The sequence below is a fragment of the Paenibacillus sp. Soil766 genome, assembly GCF_001428105.1.
Taxonomy (GTDB): Bacteria; Bacillota; Bacilli; order Paenibacillales; family NBRC-103111; genus Paenibacillus_E.
Map to the genome: position 1 here is coordinate 1 of NZ_LMSJ01000031.1, position 16,478 is coordinate 16,478.

Consider the following 16,478-nt stretch of genomic DNA (forward strand, 5'->3'; position numbering starts at 1 on the left):
TCCCGAAGGATAAACCCGCTCGACTTGCATGTATTAGGCACGCCGCCAGCGTTCGTCCTGAGCCAGGATCAAACTCTCCATAATAGAAAAGCTGAAATACTCATTTGAAGCTAGCGAGATTTTGCAATCTCTTTTATAGTCGATTACTCGACTGTGCTTACTCACTCGTTGTTCAGTTTTCAAAGATCAATYTCTTTYRTAGTCGATTACTCGACTGTGCTTACTCACTCGTTGTTCAGTTTTCAAAGATCAATTTCTTTCGTCCACTGCCGTGTTACCGAAGCAGCGAGAAGTAATATACCACATCAGCTCATTCGAATGCAAGAACTATTTTTGAAATTTCTTTCGGTCATTCGTTCTTTCGTTCGACCGCCGAAGCGACAAGGAGTAATATAACAAATCCTCCAAGGGATTGCAAGTTTTTTCGACATGGAAATAAACGGAATGAAAAAAGGCCCTGGCACAAATGCACCAGAGCCCTGCCTTATTTTAACCTTGGCTTCCAATAAAGACGTATCGAGCAATAATTAGAAGAGCTAGAATCCACATTAGCCAGTGGACGCTGTATTTCTTGTCACTTTTGCCGCCTAAATTAGCTGCTGTAGCTAACACCACATAAGTAACGATTCCGAAGGAAATGCCGTTTGCAATGTTATAAGTGAAAGGCATCAATACAAGCGTAAGGAACGCTGGGATCGCAACAACGAAGTCTTGGAAGTCGATCTCTTTAATGGATTGAACCATGAGAACACCAACAACAATCAACGCTGCCGCAGTTGCGGAACCTGGAATCAACATAGCAATTGGCGCCAAGAACAGAGCAAGCAAGAAACATACGCCTGTCGTTACGGCTGTTAGACCTGTACGTCCACCCTCAGCTACACCTGCCGCACTCTCTACGAATGCTGTTACTGTACTTGTTCCAACTAATGCGCCGCCACTCACGCCGATTGCATCAACGAACATCGCTTTACCTACACGTTTGTTACCTTCTTCTTTGTTCTTCATAATACCTGCACGGGAAGCTGTCCCTACCATTGTACCGAAGGTATCGAACAACTCCACGAAAGTAAATGTAGCAATGACAGAAATGATACCTGTCGTCATGATGCCCGCGAAATCAAAATCAGCAAAACGCAGTTTGGACATATCGGGAACCCATGTTGTTTTGTCACTAGTTAGCGTACCTAGATCCACCATACCCATGAAATAACCAACAACCGTTGTTGCAAGAATTCCGAACAAAATCGCACCACGAACGCGAAGCACCATTAGGACGGAGATCAATAGAATACCTATTATGGTTAAAATAACACCTTTATCTTCTAATGAACCAAGATGAAAGATCGTTTCAAACGAAAGAACTTCTGTATACTGATGTGCTTTAATATCATTACCTGCTTCAACTGCAACGCTGAGAATGCCGCTGTTTTTGAAACCGATCATGGCAATAAACAACCCAATACCCACTGTAATCGCATGCTTCAAGCTATCAGGGATAGCGACAAGAAGCATTTGACGAATTTTGGTAACCGTTAGGATGATAAAGATGATCCCGGAGATAAACACAGCCGTGAGTGCCATCGAAAACGTAAATTTACCTTGTGAGGTTAGAATAATCGTCGCAAAGTACGCATTCAAGCCCATACCCGGTGCGAGTGCCACAGGAAAGTTTACGAAAAGCCCCATTGCAATCGTCATCACGCCCGCCGCAATAGCTGTTGCTAAGAAAATGGAAGTCCAGTCTCCGCCAGTTGCCCCTGATTTAAAAGCACTTAATACATCAGGATTGACTGCAAGGATGTAAGCCATCGTCATGAACGTCGTAATCCCCGCCATGATTTCTGTTCTTACGGTCGTGCCATTTTGTTTCAACTTAAAAAAACGATCCAAATCCATTTTCCTACTCCTCCTAAAACGAATGGTGGACAGCAAAAAACCCGGAATCGTGGTGTCTGATTCCGGGTACGAAAAAGGAGCCGTCCATATGAGGGCTGCCTTCAATGTGTGAAGTCGCACGTAAAAACTCATACGGATACCGTTCCTTTTTTTCGTAGCCAGATCATTTGCGGTGATCTCGTAGAAACTCCCAGGCCAATTCCCAAGATTATACGAAAAACTGTTATCCAATTTCATATTTTATTCTTGAATTGATCAAGTGTCAATTAAAAAAAGACGAACAATATTAGGGTAAAGATTCCCATATTGTTCGTCTTTTTTCTAGTTTACATACATATTGCCATTCAATGGCAGCTGCCCCCCCTGCCACTAGGTCAAGAGGACGAAAATTAACGCTGCAAGAGCAGGCATTCCCTGGACGAGCAGAATCGATTTCTTCGCTGTAATGCCGCCGAATATAGCTGCGACGAGCACACAAATAAGGAAGAAAATCTCGATCGAACGTCCTGTGGAAGCATCTGGATGAACAATCCCCCACACGAGACCTGCTGCCAAAAAACCGTTGTATAGTCCTTGATTGGCGGCTAAGCTTTTGGTGATCTGTGCATTCTCCTTCGTCATACCAAACGACTTCATTGCACGCGGTGTGGTCCATAGGAACATTTCTAGTATCAGGATATACAGATGTTCAAGCGCAACAAGTCCGACCATTATCATTGCAATCAATGCCATAATTATTCCTCCATACGGACTTCAATTTACTAGGTGTTCCTATTAATGTAACATATTTATCCATTCCTATCGCTCAAAATTAAAGACTCCCTTCCAGCTGGTCTACAGCTCAAAGAGAGTCCTTGTTTCACACTATTAGTGTTGATTAAACAGCCAACCTATTCCCACTCGATCGTAGCTGGCGGCTTGGACGTAATGTCGTAGACAATACGGTTCACATTCTCAACTTCGTTCACGATACGAACGGAAATGCCGCGGTATTGAGGGATCTTAGCCATTCCAATCAAAAACCAATAGAGTAAATTACTATTCAATTATTGCGTTATTTTCGTAAATCAATTGTAGCGGGTAAAACAAGTGATTTCAATCATACATATAACCATAGTTTATGAAGGGCTTCGAGTACATTGTTTGGCAAGCGTTATACTGCTTCTTCGTTTTTTTCCACATCGATATTACCAGAAATGAAGTTGTTATCCTCAAAGTTTTTCTTTAGTGAATTGTCCACTTTCCTTTCGATTCCTGCTAAAACAAACTTCACCCCTTCATCCAGATCGGTCCCCTCATCAACTTCGTGGACTTGAATGTCTTCATGTGCTATGAACTCTTGAAGTTTCTCTAGATTCTCTAGCCACTTCTCCTCATCGAATACCTCATCAGGTTCATCAAACATTAAGTATTCTTCATGCGTTTCCGCTTCATCTATGTCATCGACGTTCTCCATTAACGGTATTGGTGGATTTTCATCAATTTTATTACAGTACATTTGATACAACATCATCACGACTGTGGCACCTGCAGTTATAATTATCTCGTAAGGGCTATTATGGGTAACACTTTTTAAATCAATCTGAGATTCATCAATTCCTTGTTTCTTTATATAGCTTGTTGCCAATATTTCAATTGATTTTGTTCCATCATTGTAAATGCCAACTATTGGTCTTTGAATGTCATTGAATTTGTTATAAAACCTATGGATGAGTTTGTCATACAAGTTTTTGAACTTCTTTACTTTAAACTTCTCAAATAGAGGTTGGTTTGATAGTGACTCATCAAGACGATGAAACTCAGTTTCATCATTACAGAAGGTAAAATGCTTTTCGTTGACTTCCTTAATTTTCGTATCAATCTTATAAACGACTTCGTCAGGTCCATCATCATCGGTTATCTGGGCAATTAATGAACTAAGGTCATCTCGAAAGGTACTCAGGTTTAACTCTTTATCATTCGACGAGAGAACATCAGTTATATATACATGCAGTCTATCTTTGTAAATTTTCACCCTAAACCTATTTAATAATGTGTAGGAGAATGAGAACATTCAAACAGTAAGGAAATAGAATTGATTTCTTTGTTCGGATACAAGGAAGAGAAATTCCCCAAATGGTACGTGAGCTTTGCACCCCTCTGTAAGAGTAAGGAACTTTCACTTAAATTCGAGTAACTACGATGAATATTAAATGATTTGTCAAACAGTATAATATTTTCTGGATTCACTCCATTGTTTAGTCTGTTTCGAATTTCTTTAATTAACTCTTCTTTATAGTGTAAGGTTGTAATCTTCTCTATGAAATCTGTGATTCTCCAAGGTTTTACATACCCAACGTCCTCTTGTTTAAACCTGATATTATATCTACTCATCTTTTTGTTTCACCCCATCAATTTTACTATTTATATGTTCCATAACTTTAGTCGTTTGGTTAAGTTTGTTAATCAACGACTGATTTTCCGACTTTAGTGAACTGTACTTTTCTGCCAGTTCAAGATATTTCAAGTCTTTGTTATTTATTTTTTGTTTCAGGTCAATAATTTCGCTATTCAATAACTTAATTGTAATCTCATCTGCCTTTGACCTATTTTCTGAATATCTTCTACTCAATACAATTGTTCCAATTGTAGCAGACAAAGCTATTAAGAGTACCGCATTTGAATCAATTTGCAACATGTGAGTCTCAATATCCTCGTACCAAATAAATCCAGGACCTAAAATTGCGAGTAGGAAGTATACCCCACCTAGTGTAATCATTACGTAATGAACTATTGTCGAGACAACCTTATAGCCTTTGTGAAATAATGAGCCGGAGCTAATGCCAGCAATTGTGAAGAATAGCGCACTGACATTAAGGCATGCCGCAGTAAAATCATTAAGATTGAATATATCAAATTGCATCGATACTCCTAGACCAACAAGTAAGAATACTAAAAGGTAGTACATCCCTCTCTCTCCCCTCAAACACACTTGTGTGTGGTGCCGAATTTTTAATTATTCATGCTACATTTTCCGACTGGTCAATTTTACCACATACCCACCATCTTTGCAGTACACGCACTATTGTTCGCAGAATTATTATTCTGCCTTGAATTCACTCTGAAACAGTGATATTCTGTTCGTAGAACACTCAAACCAACAATAACTTCAACTTCGCAGAACACTTTTACGTCTGGGAGGAATCATCATGGAACAACTAAAAAACTTCTTGATATGGCTCAAAAATGAGGGCAAAGACGAAAAGACGATCTCCGCTTACAAAACCACAGTCGGTCAATTCCTTGAATGGGTTAGCGGTACATACGATGAAAAGCCGCTATCCGAGATTAAGCCCATTGAAATTAAAGAGTACATTGGGTACATGAAGCACACATTGAACCGTAAACAGGCGACGGTCAATAAAGCGACAGCTTCCCTAAAAACGTACTTCGTGTACCTTGCCAACAATGGAGAAATTTCTGATAATCCAATGACGCGCATTAAGATACAAAAAGTCCAGTCGTCAGAACAGATCGGTGAGACAGGAGTATCTAAGTGGATGACTAAAGAAGAACAAGACAGATTTATTAGTTATTTGGATTTGGAGAAAAACGAGTTTAAGCGTCTTCGCAATCTCGCCATCATTGACGTGATGCTTTATTCGGGCTTACGGGTTGCAGAAGTTGAGGAACTGAAAGTTGATGATGTTAAGGTGAACGGGGACGTTACACTTACGATAAGGGAAGGTAAGAAGGGTAAATACTCAACCGTGACATTAGTCAGCAAGCACAATCGAAACCTCCGTAATTGGCTCAAACAGCGTCAAGCGTTGACGGATGACCGATACGTCCAATCCCCTTACCTGTTCGTCTCGGAACGTACAGGACAGCTTACATCACGAGGGATACAGGTCATGTTGGATAAGTACGCAAAACTAGCCAGAATGGACAATGTCACCCCTCACAGGTTGCGCCATTCCTTTTGTAAGAACCTTGCTAACTCTGGTGCATCCATTGAAATCATCAGACGTTTAGCAAGACATGAGAATATTCAAACTACCGCTATTTACATTGACCCAAGCCATCAGGAACAAATTAATGCTCTTCGTAAAATGTGAATGTGAAAGCCCCCCATTTTTTGTATGGGGGAATCATTAACCCATATAAAATAACTGATCCCCAGCATCTTCTTTTATTCTCAATATCAATACGATTCTTTTGGAGGGACTTATGCAAAAGTTAACTGAAAAGGATATACAAAAAGTTATTGAAGCTAATCCACATCTATTACAAGTAGGGTGGAAACTTCATCTTTCGGAATATTGGGTTGCCGATATACTAAGATGCGACAGTATATTTATTGACGAGAATGAACAGATCATACTAGTAGAGATTAAAAGGAATTTTGCACAGTTTGAGGATATTTCTCAGGTTCTTCGGTATTATGGATATTTACATGCTCAGGGAATCCAAATTCATAAGGTGTGTCTTGTAGCAAGGGGTTTTACTGATGAGTTAATTCATTCACTAAAATATAGTAATATTACCCCAATACATGCAAATGAACAAAGCATCATCAATATCATCAAAAGCTCGGATGAATCGATTACAGGGGTATACTTGTCTCCAAAAATAGAATTAACACATTCAAATAAATTTCCGCACCTACCCATACATATGGTACCTAACATTACTCAAATTCAACAAATAAAACAAGCGTATCAGCGTTATCAAGACAAATTTAATAACACCGCACAGACACACCTGTATGAAATATGGGAATTCACATTAGTCCCGACCGAATCCTACCTAGTTTCAGTAAAACACAACGGACAGGCATACCATTTTCAGAAAACGTATTCTGCTATGTCTGGAAAAAGCAAAGCATCTCGTAACAATTCAACGCGGATGGCTGCCTGGGAATATTATAAAAAGAATGACCTAGAATGTATGAATTTAGTTATTCACACTTTCAGACCATCAAAAGAGTATTCTCAACAATGGGCAACGGATAAACATACTATTGAAAGTTACGTGAAGGAATTTATTGGTGAAAACCAGTGACTTTGTCACAGTATAGGCGTACACTCGTACCTCCATTTCATCAACCCCACAATTGATGTTACATAGTATTATTACACCATATAAACGGTATTTCTTGACACGTAATTTTTGATATGAGTTTTAATACAAAATTGTACTTACAAACCAAACAAAGAAAATAGCCATTCCCAATGTCTCATGGAAATGACTCTTAAATCTTCGTTTTTGAAACAGTATTTCGTTTGGCCTTTGGTAATTAGTTATGAATGCGAATGTAAAAAAGACCCTCCTATTGGAGAGTTGGTTACTCATCTTCATTCATGGCATCGTAAGTTGCCTTTCGTACTTCTTCACTCATATCATATAACGAAATTGACCTTTTTAATTTGGCGTTTTCAAGCTTTTTCTTTTTAAACGCTTCATTAAAATCAATAATTTTACTTTTCGTTTTCTGTGGTTTTTTTAACACTCATAAAATTCCCCGTAAGTGTTTTATTTTAATACAAACACTGGTGAAAAGATGAATTATTATCGAATTAGTTTACATTCTTTCTTTTAGTGTAACACAATAACAACAAGTGGGGCATAGTTTACAGTGAACAGTCATTATGTCTTACTGTCTCGGATAGGCACACTCCTACTCGAAGTCTCATACATGTTTTTTCACGATACGAATAACATCACGCATATTCTCCAACAAATTGTAGAGTATTACAATTTCAGCATTTCGTTATCTGTTTATCCTTTGCGTGTGATTTTGAGAATCTGCCGCATATCTATATAGAGGTTAATTTTTGTGTCATTTGATTATTCCTTGTTCGTGAACTCTGTACCATTTCTATGACGAAGCGTCCAAAAAGAAAAAGAAGCGATTACTCCATAATCTGAGAGTAGTCGCTTCTTTTTTTGATTTATATCATTTAACGAGAGCATCTGTTATAACAACCTTATCGGTTGTGAGATTGAGCCTTTTACCATCAATGATTCCGTATATCTGAATATCCAGATAATCAACATCACCAATAGTAGATATATCTATTTGTTTAAACTTATCGGATTCGCTCACAACAAATTTCTTCAATTCAACCTTATTCTTCTGATCTGAAACAACAATGGTGGCTGGACTGCCTATTACACCAACTCTAAACGAAAGTTTTTGATACTTTTCATTTAATCTGAAATTTAATGTGCTAGGTAGAATGTCATGCGGCTTTAACGAATAGAAACCCTCTTTTATGGTTTCCCCATGAATCGAAAGAATTTCAGCATCTCTAGAAGTCATAACAGTAGAACTGCTCCCTGTCCTAAAACCTTCAAGCTTCTCTCCGTTCCCCCCCTGCTCACCTAACATTATCGTACTGGTCAGGTCATCGTAGTTTACAGGAACACCCAATGCTTGGCTCAATGAACGTACAGGGAGATAAGAATCACCATTGTATATTATTGGATTCAGCTTATTTCCCTCGCTATCCGTAGGAACGAATTGATTTCCATTGAGCTTTATGTTGATGGATTGATTAATATATGCGGTAATTTCCTTCAAATTGGAATCAGCCATTACACCTGTAAAAGCCCCCATAGTAAATACCGATGTAAGAACGAATGTTGATGCAATAACCTTCTTTTTGTTCATAATATACTCTCCCGTTAAATTGTTTATTTTTGGTAATGTGTGATTTACGGCATATATTAAATAACTACTATTATATCTAACAACTCTTTTAAATACTGACAAGTCACATATTAACTATTAAATATATGCCGCAAATCATACATTATCAATTTTCATACTCTTCTGCCAAAACCGCTTAACTTTTTAACTCCGAGTCACTTAAATAATTAAGACGACATTTTAGGAGGAGTATAGATGGATTTCAATTTTAGTCCAAGACAGATTTATCGAATATTACGCAACCAAAAGAAGATCAAGCTTAAAGAACTTGCAAAAGCCGTTGGGGTTTCAATTCCTATGTTATCAATGTATGAGAACGAAATTGCAAATTTACAAGAAGAGAAGGAACACTTGTATAGATCATACATTACAAATTCCGTTAAGAAGGGTGGAATTTAATTTGAACAAATCAACTAAATATTTCTTTTGCTATTCCATCCCCTTGTTTAAGTATCTAAAAATGGACAAGGGTTTTTCATTTATCTGCTACGCATTACACGATAGAACCTTAAAGCCTTTTTGGATTTTCGAGAAGTCCGACGAATTGCTGACCGCTTTAACTGAGTATAAGCAATAAATTGAAGTAGTTAATTAAATAGTGAATATTTAGGAGTGATTTTATGACCAACTCAAATACGTATTATAGTGAAGGAGAACTGAAAAAAATACTGGATATAGATCAAGATAACAATAGAGTGATATTCATGCCAAATAAAATATTTTTTGATTTAGTAAACTGCGATTATTTCAAAGACAGGAAGGCAAATGCAACTCATATTGCATTTGCCTTTTCTTATCTTTACTTAGCTTCTTATATGTATCGGTATGCTCACTTTCAATATTCCGAAAAATACACAGACACTAAATGGATTGATGATAAAATAATGTACAAAATATGTAATACCTCGCCCGACAGCAGAGGGGCGAACGGAAAAAGTTATATAACTAAGAAAAATGGAGTGCTTGTAAGCCTAAGATACCTTCGCAAAGAAAGTGATTATCCTATAAGATATTATTATCCAGAAGATAATCTAGGAAATAAAGACTTTACATCACCTCAATTTTCAATGTTTTCAAAACTAATTGAGAATGATGCGCTTCCTAGCGATTATCAAAGAGAAGCAAATGCAAAGAAAGTTAATTTTCCAGTCAGGGCGTTTTATAAGGATGAAGTATCTGAGATGGAAAATTATGAGGATGGATATTTTTATTTCCCCCAATATACCACCCGAATTGACATTAACATTTTCATCTGGTGCATGGCAAGATCGGATTTGGGAGTTATCGGTTTTTATCTTTATTCATTTCTAAAAAGTAAATGTGATTATTTCGGAGGAAATTATTCAAGTCCTATTGATTCTTTAGTTGATGCTACTGGAATAAAAAGTACGAAATTATGTGAGACATTAACAACACTAGAGGAATACAACATGATAACAAATACTCATAGTACATTCATAACAGATTTGTCACCAGACAAAAGAGTACCTGCAAATACTTACAAAGTCCTGCCATATGATAAATTTATAAGACAAAAACAGACTGTCGAAAGGAGACAGGTCGTGCGCCAAGTGACTTACGATGCGTTGCATAGGAAATATTTGGGACAAAGTAACCTCAATCATGACGATGAATACGATGACATGGATGACTTATCTTCGTATATTCGCTAAGACTATAAACAATCCAGAGGCAGATTCGCTCAGCTTCTGGATTCTATATACATTTATCTTCGTTTCTTTCCAATAGCCTTCCTTGAAGCTGTGTGAGTTGCATTGTAAAAGATATTGTAACTCCTTTGCTCACCAATGTAGTTAATGACCACATCAAATAAATCAGAAAATGATTCCATAAGCCTTTTGATTTCTTCGATCTCCCTCCGCATATAAAGCTTCTTACTTGTGCCTTTGTAGATTAAATCCTCAATTGCTTCAACGTCTGAGTAGATTACTACTCTTGTTGGGTTCCATTGCCTGTACCTATCCAAAATATTCGGCAACAAATCCAATGAAAATTTTACTGCTAACAGTTCAGAAAAAATGCTCTTGCCTACATTTTTTTTGTCCAGTTTTTGCGATTGTACATAGACTCTACCATAACCAACAAAACAAGCTGATATCCCTGCACATCGTGTTCCTTTAATTGCAGAACAATCGCAGTAAACCGACATTTCAGTAGGGTTGTATTTTATTAAAAGTAATTCCTCTTTACGCTTCTCTGGGATTCGCGCCCAACTTCTATAGATTTGTCGAGGGCGTTTTGCTCTGATTACCTCTGGATATCCCTCCATATTGAACACTCCATATTTTCTTAATACTTTGCAAATTGACTCGCTTTAAATAAGCAACAACTCAATACTTTTTTAAAATTTCAGAGATTTTATCAAGCATCTGGCTTTTTTCCTGTAATAACTCATAGAGTGCATTAGTCATTTCTTCGATTTTAGTCATTCGTTCATGCAAGTGAAATTCTTCATTTGTTTTTGCACAATCTATGACATTTTGGGGTTTCTGGTCATTGTACTCGTCATTGTTCTCTGTCATTGTTTACGCTCCTTTTTAAGGATTTTGAGTTTAACTAGCGGCTCATGACCAGCTTTACATTCACTAATTATTTGTTTGAATTCATCACTATTCAATAACTTCTTTGCATCATCACTACCATACGTTTCGACTACAACAGCGATGTTGAAGTTATCCCACAAGGCAGACCTTATCAACGAGTATGGTGAAGATGGGCATTCGCCCTTCTTCAAAAACGTTCTCACCCAAGAGTTTACGGATTCCATCCATTCAATAGCCTTAACTTCCTCATGACAGGCGTAGACTCTCCGTTCATATTCCTCTGGGGTCATCTTATGTTTTCTGGCTACATGATTAACGAGTTCTTTCCATTTACTTGGTTGAATCCCAAGTCTCTTGCCATTAAATCTATACCATTCAAATGGATTCGTTGATCGCTTTGAAATGTTTAGCCGAAGCGATAACATAATCATATTAGCGTATGTATGACCGCCAATGCCATACTTTAGTACAACAGTTCCCCAAGCCAACGGAATGAAATGGTCATATGAATTTTTTTTATACTCGCCTGTAAATGGACATACACCTCCGAAATGGCAAAATACCTTGTCAAGATCAGATTTCTTTAATCGTTCCGACGCTTTATATAATAAGTATTTCCTTTGTTTGTATGAATTTGAAATCATAAGCGAACCTCCTGTAAATACCATATGTCCACCATAATTAGCGACTCCCCAAAATTGTAAAATAATGTTAAAGTATTAAAGAAAGCACCATTAGCGAGAGTAATACTTATGACTAAATAAAATTCATATTTAATTGACTCCTTTAAGCATCTATGAATAAATTCAGAACCACTTAGTTGCTAAATTGTTCTCACCCCCCACAAATGCCAAATAAAGTACAGGTCAATTTTTTTGCAAAAAAAAGCGGAGGGGCATCTTAGCCACTCCGCTTGATATGTCTATTTTTCAATTCTTTTGTTACAGGTGTTTGATAGTCTATGATTCGCATACAGCCCATCCTTAGCTTCCTAGAATTTTTTGATAATCTTTACTCTCGAATACTTGTAACTTTTCCATCTTCAAAATAAATGTATTTACCTCCATAATAGACCCATTGTTCACTAACACCATATTTAGTTGTTGTTTTGTTAACTTTCTCAGGTTTACCCCACTCGGACTTCTCTACCTGTTCTTTGGTCATTCCTATCTTTGGATTATAATATTTTTCATTATATTTTTGTAGTTCCTTTGCAGTCAACACTTCTCTAACATCATTTACTTTTATTAAAAGATCATAGTATTTATGCTTGACCTCTTTGTTATCTGTTTCCTCCTGTGCCTGAACAATTCTATCCATCAATTTCGAGTATTCGTCAGATATTGCCACTTTATTGTTCAACGCTGATGCAGTATCTAGCAACAAACTAAATGATTTATCATCTTGTTTATTTTTTGATATGATTACTTCCTTTGCTTGCGAATATAAATTATTTTGTATTAAACAAAGTACATGATCTACTAACCCATCATTACTTAATTCATCAATATTCCCTACTTTGGCAGAACAAACATTTACCGCCCTCTTACTGGTAACACCGCCATCATTAACAACATCTACTTTTTGATCTTTTACCTCAGTTGTTTGAGACACTTCTACCTTATCCATTCCACAAGCCGTTAATAAATTGAGCATTAATACGATTATTATTATCTGTTTTTTCCTATTCATTGATGAACATCCCCATGTTATCGTATTTCCATTTAAACAGAACATCTCTAGCGTATCATAAATGTATTCAATTTTGAATACATTTTGTGTTATATATTTTCACCACTTATCACTTCTATACTGGTGTAAGAGGTGAAATATTGGATGGAAAACGATGATTTTATTGTCACACCTAAAGAAGACAAGTCCGTTACAATAACGATTCGCATAAATAAGGCACTACAAATACAGCTTGATGATCTTTCCAATAAAAGTAACCGATCACGAAATGAGTTAATCAATTTGGCATTGGAGTATGCGTTGAAGAATGTTAAGTTTGTTAAGGAGAGCAAAAAGGGTAAGTAAACTACAAAAGCCGTCCACATGGACGGCTTTTCATATTCTCGCGGCACTTTATTCATAGTTCGTTGATATTCTATTTTTTAAAATTAATCGCATACGACAAAGAACTCTTTGCAAGCCGTAGATGTAGCAGTTCGGTATGGCAAGTAAGTTCTGCCGTATGTATCGTTGTTATGATTTCTTCGATTGTCAGCCGCGTTTATGGACTAGCATCAATAACGCTGTAATTGTTTCTTGATAAGTTTCAATCTTGTAGACAAGTTCATCTTCTTCAAGTACAAGTTGTTCGTATTTTTGAAATTCCTCGATCATTTTACGTCCTCCTGCATGAAGGACGCTATCAAAGCCTCTCTCTCCATTCTCAAACGCCCAATTTCGGCTCTAATGGCTTCTCTACGGTTTGGCAAGGTGTTTGCCTTGGAATGTTCCAAAGCGAGCTTACAATGGCTCTGAGCGATCTGTAGCAATCGTTGGGTAGTTACATTATCAAGGTCAATGTGAAGCATTGTCATTTTAATCCCCCCATTGAACCTTGTTTTATCTTCACTCCGTTTAGAGGACTATGCAAACGACCAATCTGTAATATATCCTCCTGCTCTAATCCCCTTAAATATTTTGAAGTAATTTGAGTATCAAAATGCCCCATTAATCTACTCAGACTGTAAATGTCAATCCCATTCCGTAACTGTTTCTGGGCGAAGTAATGGCGACAATCATGCGGCGAACATCTGACTTCTTTTCTTACCCCAGCATTACTGCAATGTTCTTTCAAAATTTTATTGATACGGGAGCGCGACAACCTTACAGCAGACTGATCTAAAAAATAGTAATCTTCAATTTCATCCTGTTGCCTTTTTTTGAATCGTTCCTGCTTTACTGTTTCGTACCTCCTCATGTACTTACGCATGATATTGCTAATGTACACTAGACGCTGTTTAGACCCCTTCCCGTGAATCAGAATGTGTCGCCTTGCTACATCATCATTCTTGATGTTGCACAGCTCAGAGACCCTTATACCCGTGTCAAAGAGCATAATAAGAATCAGTTTGTCACGAACATTGGAATACGTCTCTTCTTTCAGGTCATTAATTATCCGCGACACTTCATCGTCATTAAATGTGACAATGACTGTTTTCTCTTCTTTGAGGTTTTTAATCCTCCGCATGGGGTTATCCTGTTCATCAATAAACTCTTCACTCACCAAATACTGAAAGAACACTTTTAACGTGGCAATATTATTATTTATCGTTCTGTTTACTTCACTTCCTACACGTTGGCGATCTTGAATAAATCTTTTGATATGAAATTGTGTAACATCCTCTGTTTCAGCTACACCCAACACTTTTACTGTGAACTCTTCCCACCTATACAAACGGAACACGCAAAGATCAACATATCTCTTTTCCCTGCCTAAAATTTCTTGGTTTAGCTTGAAGTCCTCAATCAGTTCCTTGATTTTGGTCATAAAAAACTCCCTTCTATTCGCTAAACAACGCAAATAAAAGAGAGTAATTTTGCACTCTATTGTTGCAGGTGTAACTGGATTATCAATGTAATCAACGCCAGAAGCCCTTATGTAGCAAGGCTTCTGAGCGTTTAATACCATTAATTAGTTCCAGTCTATTCCCACTCGATCGTAGCTGGCGGCTTGGATGTAACGTCGTACACAATACGGTTTACATTTTCAACTTCGTTCACGATACGAACGGAAATCTTCTCAAGGACATCCCAAGGAATACGTGCCCAGTCAGCTGTCATGCCGTCAATGGATGTAACTGCACGAATACCTACCGTATAGGAGTAGGTTCTAGCATCGCCCATAACGCCTACGCTTTTCATGCCTGGAAGTGCGGTGAAGTACTGCCAGATCTCGCGGTCAAGGCCAGCTTTGGCAATTTCATCGCGCAGGATGGCATCGGATTCACGAACGATTTTCAGCTTATCCTCGGTAACTTCACCTAAAACACGAATGGCAAGACCAGGACCTGGGAAAGGTTGTCTCCACACGATTGCTGAAGGAAGTCCGCACTCTTCGCCAACTTTGCGCACTTCGTCTTTGAATAGGGTTTTCAATGGTTCGATGAGCTTGAACTTCATATCTTTCGGCAGACCGCCAACGTTATGATGCGATTTGATCGTTTGTGCGGTAGCTGTACCACTTTCTACGATATCCGTGTACAACGTGCCTTGCGCCAAATAAGTAAAGTCATCAAACTGAGCTGACTCTTCTTCAAACACGCGAATGAATTCGGTGCCGATGATTTTACGTTTTTGCTCTGGATCCGCGACGCCAGCTAATTTGCCAAGGAAACGGTCTTTCGCATCGATTTTAACAACTTTCATATCAAATTTGCCGACAAACGTCTCCATAACGCTTTCGCCTTCACCTTGACGAAGCAAACCATGGTCAATGAACATACATGTCAATTGTGCGCCAATTGCTTTGTGAAGCAAGATCGCTACAACAGAGGAGTCTACGCCGCCGCTTAGTGCGCAAAGCACTTTTTTATCGCCAACTTCTGCACGAAGTTCTTTAATCATATCTTCCACAAAGGATGACATTGTCCAATCGCCGACACAACCACATACGTCATAGATGAAGTTGTGAATCATTTCGTTACCTTGAACTGAATGACGAACCTCAGGGTGGAACTGAACGGCATGGATTTTGCGATCACGGTTGCTCATTGCAGCAATGGGAAGTGACTCTGTGCTTGCTTCAACCACAAATCCTTCAGGTAAAACGGAAACATGGTCTCCATGGCTCATCCATACTGTTTGTTTCGCCTCAAGGCCTTTGACTAGCGGGCTTTGGTTCGAGAACTCGAGATCTGCTTTTCCATATTCACGCGTATGTGCGCGTTCCACTTTCCCGTTCAATTGGTGGGCAATCAACTGCATCCCATAGCAAATGCCTAAGATCGGAATACCCAAATCGAAAATGCCAGCGTCAACCGAAGGAGCTCCTTCGCCATAAACACTTGCAGGTCCGCCGGAGAACACGATCCCCTTCGGGTTAATCTCACGAATTTTATCAACCGTTGTGTTATGCGGCAGCAATTCGCTGTATACGCCTAAATCACGGATCCGTCTAGCAATCAGTTGGTTATATTGGCCTCCAAAATCTAAAACGACGATCAATTCACTTGGTTTACTCATATCCGACCTCCTAGGTTCATAGCGATTGAAGATTGGGGAACCCTTGTCCACTTACCGCTATTTCTAGGTACTAATTTTAAACATTAGGCACCTAGGATGTAAAGGGGATTTAATGTGTCTTTTGAATG

18 protein-coding genes, 1 rRNA gene, 1 pseudogene and 1 riboswitch are annotated in these 16,478 nt (G+C 38.2%); of the genes and pseudogenes, 5 read left to right on the top strand and 15 right to left on the bottom strand.

Features of this window, described 5'->3' with window-relative positions:
* The 6 genes and pseudogenes from ASG89_RS22665 to ASG89_RS22690 form a co-directional block, all read right to left on the bottom strand.
* Positions 1 to 84 (bottom strand): 16S ribosomal RNA (locus ASG89_RS22665); the annotation flags it as partial.
* Positions 85 to 489: 405 nt separating this feature from the next.
* Positions 490 to 1,893, bottom strand: coding sequence for an NCS2 family permease (locus tag ASG89_RS22670; RefSeq protein ID WP_057313378.1), 1,404 nt, complete (start codon positions 1,891 to 1,893; stop codon positions 490 to 492).
* A gap of 141 nt (positions 1,894 to 2,034) precedes the next feature.
* A riboswitch (purine riboswitch) is annotated at positions 2,035 to 2,135 on the bottom strand.
* A gap of 133 nt (positions 2,136 to 2,268) precedes the next feature.
* On the bottom strand, positions 2,269 to 2,631 hold the full coding sequence (locus ASG89_RS22675) for a DUF1304 domain-containing protein (protein WP_057313337.1): 363 nt from the start codon (positions 2,629 to 2,631) through the stop codon (positions 2,269 to 2,271).
* Positions 2,632 to 2,789: 158 nt separating this feature from the next.
* Positions 2,790 to 2,882, bottom strand: a pseudogene (locus tag ASG89_RS38255) (hypothetical protein); the annotation flags it as partial.
* A gap of 170 nt (positions 2,883 to 3,052) precedes the next feature.
* The gene (locus ASG89_RS22680; protein WP_235549885.1) at positions 3,053 to 3,952 is read right to left on the bottom strand and encodes a hypothetical protein; all 900 of its coding nucleotides are present in this window, start codon (positions 3,950 to 3,952) and stop codon (positions 3,053 to 3,055) included.
* Between the two features lie 312 nt (positions 3,953 to 4,264).
* Positions 4,265 to 4,846, bottom strand: coding sequence for a hypothetical protein (locus ASG89_RS22690; protein ID WP_057313340.1), 582 nt, complete (start codon positions 4,844 to 4,846; stop codon positions 4,265 to 4,267).
* Positions 4,847 to 5,087: 241 nt separating this feature from the next.
* Here ASG89_RS22690 and ASG89_RS22695 point away from each other — a divergent pair, with 241 nt between their 5' ends.
* Together ASG89_RS22695 and ASG89_RS22700 are read left to right on the top strand one after the other, a co-directional pair.
* Positions 5,088 to 5,996 carry a tyrosine-type recombinase/integrase gene (locus tag ASG89_RS22695; protein WP_057313341.1) on the top strand — a complete coding sequence of 303 codons (909 nt, stop codon included), beginning with the start codon at positions 5,088 to 5,090 and terminating at the stop codon, positions 5,994 to 5,996.
* A gap of 112 nt (positions 5,997 to 6,108) precedes the next feature.
* A complete protein-coding gene (locus tag ASG89_RS22700) occupies positions 6,109 to 6,942 on the top strand; it encodes an endonuclease NucS domain-containing protein (RefSeq protein WP_057313342.1) in 834 nt (277 codons plus the stop codon).
* 283 nt (positions 6,943 to 7,225) lie between these two features.
* Here the strand turns inward: ASG89_RS22700 and ASG89_RS36605 are convergent, their stop codons facing one another.
* Both ASG89_RS36605 and ASG89_RS22705 read right to left on the bottom strand, forming a co-directional pair.
* On the bottom strand, positions 7,226 to 7,390 hold the full coding sequence (locus tag ASG89_RS36605; RefSeq protein ID WP_157276767.1) for a hypothetical protein: 165 nt from the start codon (positions 7,388 to 7,390) through the stop codon (positions 7,226 to 7,228).
* A gap of 447 nt (positions 7,391 to 7,837) precedes the next feature.
* Complete coding sequence (locus ASG89_RS22705) at positions 7,838 to 8,554, bottom strand: stalk domain-containing protein (protein ID WP_057313343.1); 717 nt, start codon at positions 8,552 to 8,554, stop codon at positions 7,838 to 7,840.
* A 234-nt stretch (positions 8,555 to 8,788) separates the two neighbouring features.
* Here ASG89_RS22705 and ASG89_RS22710 point away from each other — a divergent pair, with 234 nt between their 5' ends.
* Both ASG89_RS22710 and ASG89_RS22715 read left to right on the top strand, forming a co-directional pair.
* Positions 8,789 to 8,992: a helix-turn-helix domain-containing protein gene (locus tag ASG89_RS22710; protein ID WP_057313344.1), complete on the top strand. Its 204-nt coding sequence runs from the start codon at positions 8,789 to 8,791 to the stop codon at positions 8,990 to 8,992.
* Between the two features lie 221 nt (positions 8,993 to 9,213).
* Positions 9,214 to 10,266: a hypothetical protein gene (locus tag ASG89_RS22715; RefSeq protein ID WP_057313345.1), complete on the top strand. Its 1,053-nt coding sequence runs from the start codon at positions 9,214 to 9,216 to the stop codon at positions 10,264 to 10,266.
* Positions 10,267 to 10,319: 53 nt separating this feature from the next.
* Here the strand turns inward: ASG89_RS22715 and ASG89_RS22720 are convergent, their stop codons facing one another.
* The 4 genes from ASG89_RS22720 to ASG89_RS22735 all read right to left on the bottom strand — a co-directional run bounded on the left by ASG89_RS22720 (position 10,320) and on the right by ASG89_RS22735 (position 12,849).
* Positions 10,320 to 10,883, bottom strand: coding sequence for a hypothetical protein (locus ASG89_RS22720; protein ID WP_057313346.1), 564 nt, complete (start codon positions 10,881 to 10,883; stop codon positions 10,320 to 10,322).
* Positions 10,884 to 10,944: 61 nt separating this feature from the next.
* Positions 10,945 to 11,136, bottom strand: coding sequence for a hypothetical protein (locus tag ASG89_RS22725; RefSeq protein ID WP_057313347.1), 192 nt, complete (start codon positions 11,134 to 11,136; stop codon positions 10,945 to 10,947).
* A complete protein-coding gene (locus ASG89_RS22730) occupies positions 11,133 to 11,801 on the bottom strand; it encodes a hypothetical protein (RefSeq protein ID WP_057313348.1) in 669 nt (222 codons plus the stop codon). Before ASG89_RS22730 ends, ASG89_RS22725 begins: the two co-directional genes overlap by 4 nt.
* A gap of 367 nt (positions 11,802 to 12,168) precedes the next feature.
* Complete coding sequence (locus ASG89_RS22735) at positions 12,169 to 12,849, bottom strand: hypothetical protein (RefSeq protein WP_057313349.1); 681 nt, start codon at positions 12,847 to 12,849, stop codon at positions 12,169 to 12,171.
* A 144-nt stretch (positions 12,850 to 12,993) separates the two neighbouring features.
* Between ASG89_RS22735 and ASG89_RS22740 the strand changes: the two genes are divergently transcribed.
* A complete protein-coding gene (locus tag ASG89_RS22740; protein ID WP_057313350.1) occupies positions 12,994 to 13,194 on the top strand; it encodes a CopG family transcriptional regulator in 201 nt (66 codons plus the stop codon).
* Positions 13,195 to 13,380: 186 nt separating this feature from the next.
* Here the strand turns inward: ASG89_RS22740 and ASG89_RS38260 are convergent, their stop codons facing one another.
* The 3 genes from ASG89_RS38260 to guaA all read right to left on the bottom strand — a co-directional run bounded on the left by ASG89_RS38260 (position 13,381) and on the right by guaA (position 16,350).
* On the bottom strand, positions 13,381 to 13,503 hold the full coding sequence (locus tag ASG89_RS38260; protein ID WP_268795651.1) for a hypothetical protein: 123 nt from the start codon (positions 13,501 to 13,503) through the stop codon (positions 13,381 to 13,383).
* Between the two features lie 196 nt (positions 13,504 to 13,699).
* Positions 13,700 to 14,656, bottom strand: coding sequence for a tyrosine-type recombinase/integrase (locus ASG89_RS22750; RefSeq protein WP_057313352.1), 957 nt, complete (start codon positions 14,654 to 14,656; stop codon positions 13,700 to 13,702).
* Positions 14,657 to 14,811: 155 nt separating this feature from the next.
* Positions 14,812 to 16,350 (bottom strand): glutamine-hydrolyzing GMP synthase, encoded by a 1,539-nt coding sequence (gene guaA, locus ASG89_RS22755; RefSeq protein ID WP_057313353.1) that lies wholly within the window; start codon positions 16,348 to 16,350, stop codon positions 14,812 to 14,814.
* Positions 16,351 to 16,478: the final 128 nt, after the last annotated feature.